Source organism: Corallococcus llansteffanensis, assembly GCF_003612055.1.
Taxonomy (GTDB): Bacteria; Myxococcota; Myxococcia; order Myxococcales; family Myxococcaceae; genus Corallococcus; species Corallococcus llansteffanensis.
The window spans coordinates 20,117-29,223 of sequence record NZ_RAWB01000042.1; the positions used below are offsets into that span (position 1 = coordinate 20,117).

8 protein-coding genes are annotated in these 9,107 nt (G+C 70.0%); 7 read left to right on the forward strand and 1 reads right to left on the reverse strand.

Features of this window, described 5'->3' with window-relative positions; genetic code table 11:
- Positions 1–56 precede the first annotated feature (56 nt).
- From D7V93_RS06490 to D7V93_RS06520, 7 genes are all read left to right on the forward strand, one after another.
- A complete protein-coding gene (locus tag D7V93_RS06490; protein ID WP_120642537.1) occupies positions 57–737 on the forward strand; it encodes an NUDIX hydrolase in 681 nt (226 codons plus the stop codon).
- A gap of 99 nt (positions 738–836) precedes the next feature.
- Complete coding sequence (locus tag D7V93_RS06495; protein ID WP_120642538.1) at positions 837–2,306, forward strand: MFS transporter; 1,470 nt, start codon at positions 837–839, stop codon at positions 2,304–2,306.
- Positions 2,307–2,405: 99 nt separating this feature from the next.
- Positions 2,406–3,977, forward strand: a complete 1,572-nt coding sequence (locus tag D7V93_RS06500) for a hypothetical protein (RefSeq protein WP_120642542.1) — start codon at positions 2,406–2,408, stop codon at positions 3,975–3,977.
- Between the two features lie 45 nt (positions 3,978–4,022).
- On the forward strand, positions 4,023–4,790 hold the full coding sequence (locus D7V93_RS06505) for an HAD family hydrolase (RefSeq protein ID WP_120642543.1): 768 nt from the start codon (positions 4,023–4,025) through the stop codon (positions 4,788–4,790).
- Between the two features lie 130 nt (positions 4,791–4,920).
- Complete coding sequence (gene pdhA, locus D7V93_RS06510; RefSeq protein WP_120642539.1) at positions 4,921–6,048, forward strand: pyruvate dehydrogenase (acetyl-transferring) E1 component subunit alpha; 1,128 nt, start codon at positions 4,921–4,923, stop codon at positions 6,046–6,048.
- 54 nt (positions 6,049–6,102) lie between these two features.
- Positions 6,103–7,089 carry a pyruvate dehydrogenase complex E1 component subunit beta gene (locus D7V93_RS06515; RefSeq protein WP_120609398.1) on the forward strand — a complete coding sequence of 329 codons (987 nt, stop codon included), beginning with the start codon at positions 6,103–6,105 and terminating at the stop codon, positions 7,087–7,089.
- A 3-nt stretch (positions 7,090–7,092) separates the two neighbouring features.
- The gene (locus D7V93_RS06520) at positions 7,093–8,745 is read left to right on the forward strand and encodes a pyruvate dehydrogenase complex dihydrolipoamide acetyltransferase (protein ID WP_120642540.1); all 1,653 of its coding nucleotides are present in this window, start codon (positions 7,093–7,095) and stop codon (positions 8,743–8,745) included.
- 65 nt (positions 8,746–8,810) lie between these two features.
- On the opposite strand, the gene D7V93_RS06525 is transcribed toward D7V93_RS06520, so the two are convergent.
- Positions 8,811–9,017 (reverse strand): hypothetical protein, encoded by a 207-nt coding sequence (locus D7V93_RS06525; RefSeq protein ID WP_120642541.1) that lies wholly within the window; start codon positions 9,015–9,017, stop codon positions 8,811–8,813.
- Between the last annotated feature and the right edge of the window lie 90 nt (positions 9,018–9,107).

Here is a 9,107-nt window from a genome sequence, read left to right on the forward strand (position 1 = left end):
CAAGCAACGCCACCGTGGCACCTCCACCTACCAGTGCAGCAGGAGAGCAGGCAGACATGCGTCCCAGCAGTTCCAATGTGACTGACATCGAGATCATCGAGGATTTCTCCGCCACGGCGCGTTGTGACGAGGGGTTCCTGCGGGTGCGGCGTCTGCGGTGCCGCAACCGGCGGCAGGACGGCACGTCCTCGTCGGTGTACCGGGTGGACGTGGTGGACCGGCCCCGGCTGGACGCGGTGTCCGTGCTCGTCTACCGCCGTGCGTCAGAGGGGGGCGTGGAGGTCCTGACGCGGATGAACCTGCGCCCGGCGGCGTACTTCCGACGCGAGCAGACGTCGTCCATGACGGTGCCGGACCCGGTGAGCTACCTGCGCGTGGAGGAGATCGTCGCGGGCCTGCTGGAGCCCTCGGACAAGGGCGAGGAGGGGCTGCGCCGCCGCGCGGCGGAGGAGGTGAAGGAGGAGGCGGGCTACGCGGTGCGGCCGGAGGACATCCAGCTGCTGGGTGGCGCGTTCTTCCTCGCGCCGGGCATCCTGTCGGAGAAGGTCTTCCCGGCTGCGGTGGACGTCACGGGCGTGACGCAGGGCGAGGTGGAGGGGGACGGCTCTCCCTTGGAGGAGGGCATCCACCTGCAGTGGCGGCCGGTGCAGGCGGTGCTGGAGGCGTGCCGCAAGGGGGACATCGCGGACGCCAAGACGGAGGTGTCCCTCACGAGGCTGCTCGCCCGTCTGGGCTGAGGGGCCCTGGCGCGCCGGAGCGGCTTGCTGTTTCCGGGGCGTGGAGGGACGGGGTAGGGTGCTCCCCGTCCCGTCCCCCGTCCAGGTGAGGTTCGTCGCATGCCGTCGTTGCCCCCGTGGCTGACCCAGCTGTTGCCCATCGTCATCCTGCTCGGGGCCATTGGCCTGGTGCTCTCGCGGCTGCCGCGCGTGGAGCTGGGGCACAGCGAGGCGTTCCGCCGTCGCCGCTTCTTCAACTGGTTCCCGCTGGGGCTCACGTACGCGTTCCTCTACATGGGGCGCTACAACCTCAACGTGGCGACCACGGCCATGGGCCAGCAGACGTCCAACGCGGACTTCGCGACCATCTTCTTCTGGGGGACGCTCACCTACGGCGTGGCCTTCCTCCTCAACGGCCCGCTGACGGACAAGCTGGGCGGGCGCTTCACCATCCTGCTGTCCGCGGCCGGCTCCGCCGTGGCGAACGTGGCGATGGGTGGGCTCGTCTACGCGGTGCTGAAGAACGGCTGGGCGCCCCCGGGCGGCATCGTGGCGTGGCTTGCGTTCCTCTACAGCGTCAACATGTACTTCCAGAGCTTCGGCGCGGTCTCCATCGTCAAGGTGAACGCGTCGTGGTTCCACGTGCGCGAGCGCGGGCAGCTGGGCGGCGTGTTCGGCATCCTCATCTCGCTGGGCCTGTACTTCGCGTTCGACTGGTGCCGCTTCATCGCGGACGCCGCGCCCGTGTGGTGGGTGTTCTTCATCCCCGCCGGGCTGCTCGTGGTCTTCTTCGTGCTGGACTCGTTCGTCATCCGCGACACGCCGGGCCAGACGGGCCACCCGGACTTCGACACGCAGGATGCGTCCAGCGGGGACACGGGCCCCGCGCCGTCCGTGCCGGAGCTCTTCAAGAAGCTCCTGAGCAACCGCATCATCCTCATCATCCTGGGCGTGGAGTTCTGCAGCGGCTTCCTGCGCAACGCGGTGATGCAGTGGTTCCCCAAGTACGCCAAGGCGGTGGGGGAGTCGGGCGGCTTCGTCGCGTCCAACTGGGGCATGCTGTCGTGCGTCGCCGGCATCCTGGGCGGCATGTTCGCGGGCGTCATCAGCGACCGCATCTTCGACTCGCGCCGCGGGCCGGTGTCCGCGGTGCTCTACGCGGGCCTGCTGCTGGGCGCCGTGGGCGCGGTGTTCCTGCTGGGCACCCAGGGCGCGGGCTGGTCCGTGGTGTTCATGTCCCTGTGCGTCATCGGCGTGCACGGCATGCTGTCCGGCACGGCCACCATGGACTTCGGCGGCAAGAAGAACGCGGGCGTCGTGGTGGGCATCATCGATGGCGCGGTGTACGCGGGCACGGCCATCCACGCCCTGGTGTACGGGCGCATCCTGCCCACGGGCGACGCGATGAAGGACCCGGCCAACTGGCGCCCCTGGCCCCTGGCCATGCTGCCCCTGGCCCTGGTGGGCCTGGTGCTGGCCACGCGGGTGTGGAACGCGAAGCCGCAGCCCAAGAGCGCGCCGCTGCCCGTGGGGGACGTCGTCCCCGGGGCGCTGCCGGGGTCGTCCTCTCGTACGGGCACCAACGGTTGAGGGCCTGAGGCCCCTGGGGGTGTGTCGCCCCGGACGCTGCCCCCTCCCTTCGGCGGGGGTGGCTCCCGTGTGACAGGCCTGTGACGTAAAGTGGGCTCCGTGTCCCAGGCCCCTGAAGCGCTCCACAGCCGGTTCGACGTCCACGACCGCAAGCAGTTCGAGATCAAGCTCGAGTACCAGCCGACGGGCGCTGATGAGACGCGCTACCTCGTGGAGGCCTACCTCTTCCTGCCGTCGAGCCTGAACATCGACGCGGAGACGTACCCGCGCGCGGACTTCTACGCGGACATCCACAACTACGTGCGCTTCAAGACGCCGGTGATGGGGCTGTCGGAGATCCTCGCGTCGGAGGGCTCGCCGCTCCTGAAGCTGGAGGCGTGGCAGCGCACGGGGCTCGCGCCGGAGTCGGACGTCGTCTACCAGGCGAAGCTGCTCTCGTGCGTGCTGCGCGGCGCGCTGCGCCGGTTCGCCACCACGGTGGAACTGCGCTGCGAGTCGAAGGCCGGCGACGCGGGCCGCGCGGACCTGGAGACGGTGGTGCGTTCGGCGGGGGAGTGCGTGCCGGCGGTGCTGGAGCGCTTCCGCGCGTGGCTGCGCGCGACGGGTGAGGCGAAGCTCCAGGAGAAGACGCGCGCGTCGCTGCGGCTGGTGGACGAGTACGTCAGCCTGCTGGTGGAGCAGTTCTTCCGCCGCGCGGTGGCGGACATGGACGCGCTGCCGCGCAGCGGGCCGTGGCTGCCCCTGCGCAAGGGGCTGATGGAGGCGGTGCTGCGCGAGGAGTCCTACCGCAAGGAGCACCGGCTGCGCAGCGTCCTCAGCCCCACCGGGGACAACGAGGAGTACATGCAGCGGCTGGGCTTCCTGAAGAAGTTCTGCATGAACGTGCTCTTCCTGTCCTCGCGCCGGCGCCAGCGCCGCCAGGGCTGGGAGGAGGTGCTGTTCGCCATCGCGGCGGGCGTGGCCATGGCCTTCGCCACGTCGGTGGCGCTCTGGGCGCAGGTGCGCTTCACGCAGGTGAGCCTCAACTTCTTCCTGGTGGCCGTCGTCGGCTACATGATGAAGGACCGCATCAAGGAAGGCCTGCGGCGCATGTTCAGCCGCTTCGCCGCCACGCACCTGTACGACCGCACCACGGACCTGGTGGACCCCGTCACGGCGCGCACCATCGGCATCTGCGAGGAGCGGGTGGACTACGGCCCCGCGGTGAAGGTGCCCGCCGGGGTGTCCGCGCTGCGGCTGCACGACGACTTCCTCACCGTGTCCCAGGGGGAATTGTCGGAGGCGGTCATCCGCTACCAGAAGCGCATCGTGCTGGACGCGCGCCTCCTGCCCCGCTCGGAGCGGGGGCTCACCGGCGTCACGGACATCCTGCGCCTCAACGTGGGGCGCTTCCTGCGCGACATGGACGAGCCGGAGTTCGCCCTGGAGTACGTGGACCTGGAGGACTTCTCCGTGGGGCACATCCGGGGCGCGAAGCGCTACCCGGTGGACCTGGTGTTCCGCTTCACGGTGATGGAGGCGGGCACGCGCAAGGAGTCCGCGCAGCGGGTCCGGCTGGTGCTGGATCGCAACGGCATCCAGCGCATGCAGAACTTCCCGCAGCCCGTCGAGGCTCCGGAGCCCGCAGGGTCCGTGCCCATCCAGCCAGCCGCCTGGCGCGCGGGCGCGTGATTTGATGGCCAGCCCCGCGCCGGGGGCATGTATCTTCCGGCGTCCATGGCTTTTGAAGACCTCAAGCAACGCGTGCGGCCGGACTGGCGCGACACGCTCCGGGGCATCCTGGAGAAGGCCCGCTCGCTCGGCCCCCAGGCCGTCCTGGCGTTCGACCTGGACTCCACGCTCTTCGACAACCGCCCCCGTCAGGCCCGCATCCTGAGGGAGTACGGCGACGCGCGGTCGCTCGGCCTGCTGTCCGCCTGTGAACCCCACCACTGGGAGACGGGCTGGGACATGCGCGCCGCCATGCGCGCGTGTGGCCTGGGCGACGCGGACGTGGAGCGCCTGTTCTCCGACGCGCGCGCCTTCTGGCAGGAGCGCTTCTTCACCAGCGCCTACTGCGTCTCCGACGAGGCCATCGAAGGGGCAGGGGCCTTCCTCCAGGCGGTGGCCGCGACGGGCGCTCAGGTCGTGTACCTCACCGGGCGCCACGAGGGCATGCGGGAGGGCACCGTGGCGTGCCTGGCGCGCTGCGGAATGGTGACGCCCCCCGGAGAGGGTGGCCGCGTGCACCTGGTGATGAAGCCCACGCTCGCGGAGGACGACGACGCCTTCAAGCGCGAGGCGCACGCCCGCCTGGGGCGCATGGGCACGGTGGTGGCCGCGTTCGACAACGAGCCCACCCATGCCAATGACTACCGGCACCGCTTCCCGGAGGCGACGGTCATCCACCTGGCCACGGACCACTCGGGCCGGGCCGTGGAGCTGCGGGACGGCATCGTGTCGGTGCCACATTTTGCCCTGGAGGACGTGACGCACCGCGCCTGAAAGGAAGGCGTGGCGGAGAGCGGTTCTGAAAGGCTTTGGAAGTCCCTTGGCCGCGCGCTAAGAGGCGCACGGCGTTCGCCGCCCTTCCCCCTCGGGTCCACAGGGGCGGCCCAGACGGAGGCATGCCGCGGTGGCCAGCGCGTACTCGAAGGACCTGTTGTTGACGATGTACCGGAAGATGTACCTCCTCCGTCGCTTCGAAGAGCGCGCGGGCCAGCAGTACACGCTGGGGAAGATCGCCGGTTTCTGCCACCTCTACATCGGCCAGGAAGCCGTGGCGGTCGGCTGCAACGAGGCCATCCGTCCGGATGACTACATGCTGTCCGCCTACCGCGACCACGGGCAGCCGCTCGCCCGCGGCAGCGACGCCGGGATGATCATGGCGGAGCTGTTCGGCCGGGGCACCGGCTACAGCAAGGGCAAGGGCGGCTCGATGCACATCTTCGACATCGAGCACCACTTCTACGGAGGCTACGGCATCGTCGGCGGGCAGATTCCGCTCGCGGCCGGCATGGCCTTCGCGGCGCGCTACCGCAACGAGGACCGCGTCACGGTGTGCTTCTTCGGCGACGCGGCCGCCAACCAGGGCGCGTTCCACGAAACCTTCAACATGGCGCAGAAGTGGAAGCTGCCGGTCATCTACATCTGCGAGAACAACCGCTACGGCATGGGCACGGCCATCGCGCGCACGTCGGCGGTGCCGGAGATCCACAAGCGCGCCTCCGCGTACGGCATGCGGGGCGAGGCCGTGGACGGCATGGACGTCCTCAAGATGTACGAGGCGGTGAAGGACGCGGCGGAGTACTGCCGCGCGGGCAAGGGCCCGGTGCTGATGGAGGCGAACACGTACCGCTTCCGTGGCCACTCGATGGCGGACCCGGCCACCTACCGCAGCAAGCAGGAGGTGGAGGACGAGCGCCGCAACGATCCCATCCCCAAGCTGCGCGAGTACGCGCTGAAGCAGAAGCTGGGGCTGTCGGACGCGGACTTCGAGGCCATCGAGGAGGAGGAGAAGCGCACGGTGGACGCGGCGGTGAAGTTCGCCGACGAGTCGCCCGAGCCCAGCGTGGACGAGCTGTGGCGCGACACCATCGTGGAGCCGGGTGAGGAGGACGTGCGCCCGCGCGAGCGCGTGCTGGGCGTGAAGGTCACCCATTGGCCGAAGTACCCGTCCGGCCAGGAGCTGAAGGTGACGTGGGACCTGGAGCCCCGCGCAGAGGCCGAGGCGGCTGACAAGAAGGCGGGCCTGAGCCGCTAGCGCTCGGTCCTACCCCCAGGCACAACCCTTTCGAGTTCGAGTTCGGAGCCGACGATGCCCGAGTTGATGTATCGCGAAGCGTTGAACCAGGCGCTCGCCGAGGAGATGGAGCGCGACGCCAATGTGTTCCTCATTGGCGAGGAAGTGGGTCGCTACAACGGCGCCTTCAAGGTGTCCCAGGGCCTGCTGGACAAGTTTGGCAGCGCGCGCATCATCGACGCGCCCATCAGCGAGCTGGGCTTCACCGGCCTGAGCGTGGGCGCCGCCGCCGTGGGCCTGCGCCCGGTGGTGGAGATGATGACCTGGAACTTCGCCATCCTGGCGATGGACCAGATCGTCAACAACGCGGCCAAGCTGCGCCACATGAGCGGCGGCCAGCTGCGCTGCCCCATCGTGTTCCGCGGCCCGGGCGGCGCGGGCGGCCGGCTGTCCAGCCAGCACAGCCAGTCGCTGGAGGCCAACTACGCGCACTTCCCCGGCCTGAAGGTCATTGCCCCGGCGACCCCCGCGGACGCCAAGGGCATGCTCAAGAGCGCCATCCGGGACGAGAACCCGGTCATCATGTTCGAGGGCGAGCGGCTCTACGCGCTCAAGGGCGAGGTGCCGGAGGGTGAGCACATCGTCCCCCTGGGCGTGGCGGACGTGAAGCGTGAGGGCACCGACGTCACGCTGATCACCTGGAGCCGGATGTACTACTTCTGCATGGAGGCCGCGGAGGCCCTGGCGAAGGAAGGCATCAGCGTGGAGGTGCTGGACCTGCGCACCCTGCGGCCCCTGGACGAGGAGGCCATCCTCAAGAGCGTGCGCAAGACGAACCGCGCCGTCATCTGCGAGGAGGGCTGGGCGCTGGCCGGCATTGGCGCGTCCGTGGTGGACCTCATCCAGTCCCAGGCGTTCGACGAGCTGGACGCGCCCGTGGTGCGCGTCACCGGGCTCGACGTGAACATGTCCTATGCGGCGAACCTGGAGAACGCGACCCAGCCGGACGCGCCCAAGATCATCGCGGCCATCAAGAAGGTCCTGTACCGCGAGGGAGCCTGAGCGATGGCGACGCCCATCCAGATGCCCAGCCTGTCCCCGACGATGAAGGAGGGGAAGATCGTCAAGTGGCTGAAGAAGGTCGGCGACAAGATCTCCTCCGGAGACGCCATCGCCGAGGTGGAGACGGACAAGTCCAACCTCGAGGTGGAGGCGTACGACGACGGCTTCCTGCTGCAGATCTCCGTGCCCGAAGGCGAGGTCGCGACGGTGGGAGCCCCCATCGGCTACCTCGGCGCCAAGGGCGAGAAGGTCTCCGGCGGACAGCCCGCCGCGGCCGCTCCCGCGAAGACCGAAGCTCCGAAGCCCGAGGCCCCGAAGGCCGCGGCGCCGTCCGCGCCCAAGACCGAGGCCACCGCCGCGTCCGGCGGGGGTGAGGGCCTCGCCATCCTGATGCCCTCGCTCTCCCCGACGATGAAGGAGGGGAAGATCATCAAGTGGCTCAAGAAGGAGGGCGACAAGGTCTCCTCCGGTGACGCCATCGCCGAGGTGGAGACGGACAAGTCCAACCTCGAGGTGGAGGCGTACGACGACGGCACGCTCGCGCGCATCGTCGTGGGCGAGGGTGATCTGGCCACCGTTGGCGCACCCATCGCGTACCTCACCCCGAAGGGTGCCAAGGCCGGGGCTTCGGCTCCCGCAGCCGCGCCCTCCGCGCCGAAGGCGGCCGCGCCCCAGGCTCCCGCCGCCGCGGCTCCGTCCGCGCCCGCTGGAGCCCAGGTCGTCCCGCTGCGCCGCGAGGCCGCTCCGGCCTCCGGTGGTGGAGGCCGGCTGCGCGCCAGCCCCCTCGCGAAGAAGATGGCGCAGGAGCGCGGGCTGGACCTCGCGCAGGTGCGCGGCTCCGGTCCGCTCGGTCGCGTGGTGAAGCGCGACGTGGAGCAGGCGCTGGGCCAGGGCCTGGCGAAGGCTCCCGCCCAGCAGGCGGCGCCCACGGCGAAGAAGGCCGGTGCGCAGCCCGAGGCCCGCGCCTTCGGCACCCGTCCGGAGCCCCAGGCCGTGCCCATGTCGTCCATGCGCAAGGTGATTGGCCAGCGCATGGCGGAGGTGAAGCCCGGCGTGCCGCACTTCTATCTCACCGTCGAGGTGGAGATGGAGGCCGCGGTGAAGATCCGCGAGGAGGCCAAGGCGCTGGACGTGAAGGTGTCCGTCAACGACATCATCGTGAAGGCGGCGGCCATCGCGCTGCGCCGCTCCCCGAAGATGAACGTGTCGCTCCAGGGCGACCAGGTGCTGCACTACGGCACCGTGGACGTGGGCATCGCGGTCGCCATCGAGGACGGGCTCATCACGCCCGTCATCCGCGACGCGGACTTGAAGGGCCTGCAGACCATCTCCGCCGAGTCCCGCGACATGGCGGAGCGTGCCCGCAAGCGCGCCCTGAAGCCCGCCGAGTACACCGGCGGATCGCTCACGGTGAGCAACCTGGGCATGTACGGCATCGACCAGTTCATCGCCGTCATCAACCCGCCCCAGTCCGCCATCCTCGCGGTGGGCGCGGTGGCGGAGAAGGCCGTGGCGCGCGATGGACAGGTGGTCGTGCGCAAGGTGATGACGGTGACGCTGTCGGGTGACCACCGCGTCATCGACGGGGCCACCGGCGCGGAGTACCTGCGCGAGCTGAAGGGCCTGCTCGAGCACCCCACGCGTCTGCTGTTCTAGCGGTCGAGCCGCCGGCCTGTCCCCTCGCCCCCGTGCGTCGTGCACGGGGGCAGGGGTGGTCCTGGCTACTCCCGCGTCGGCTCGTCCGACTCCACGTCCTTCTCCAGCTTGCGCTGCGCCTCGGTGACGCTCGCCTGCTCGGCGCGCTTCGTTCCCGTGGGCAGCTCCTCCTCGTGCTCCTGGGAGCGCCCCTGGATGCCGGGCCACGGCTCCGGCCGCGTCGCCTGGACGTGCTTCACGGGCTGCGGGTCCTGCTGCTTCTTGTTCGCCATGGTGTCGCTCCTCCCCGCGCGGGCGGGTTGTGAAGGGGGACTTCCTGGCGGTACGGTGGGATGTCCGGGGTGGAGTGGCCACCCGGGGGG

Bases quoted from the DNA above. Each gene is read 5' to 3' on its own strand.
- D7V93_RS06525 (WP_120642541.1), bottom strand. From the start codon at position 9,017: ATGGCGAACAAGAAGCAGCAGGACCCGCAGCCCGTGAAGCACGTCCAG.
- D7V93_RS06515 (WP_120609398.1), top strand. From the start codon at position 6,103: ATGCCCGAGTTGATGTATCGCGAAGCGTTGAACCAGGCGCTCGCCGAG.
- D7V93_RS06490 (WP_120642537.1), top strand. From the start codon at position 57: ATGCGTCCCAGCAGTTCCAATGTGACTGACATCGAGATCATCGAGGAT.
- D7V93_RS06505 (WP_120642543.1), top strand. From the start codon at position 4,023: ATGGCTTTTGAAGACCTCAAGCAACGCGTGCGGCCGGACTGGCGCGAC.
- D7V93_RS06520 (WP_120642540.1), top strand. From the start codon at position 7,093: ATGGCGACGCCCATCCAGATGCCCAGCCTGTCCCCGACGATGAAGGAG.
- D7V93_RS06495 (WP_120642538.1), top strand. From the start codon at position 837: ATGCCGTCGTTGCCCCCGTGGCTGACCCAGCTGTTGCCCATCGTCATC.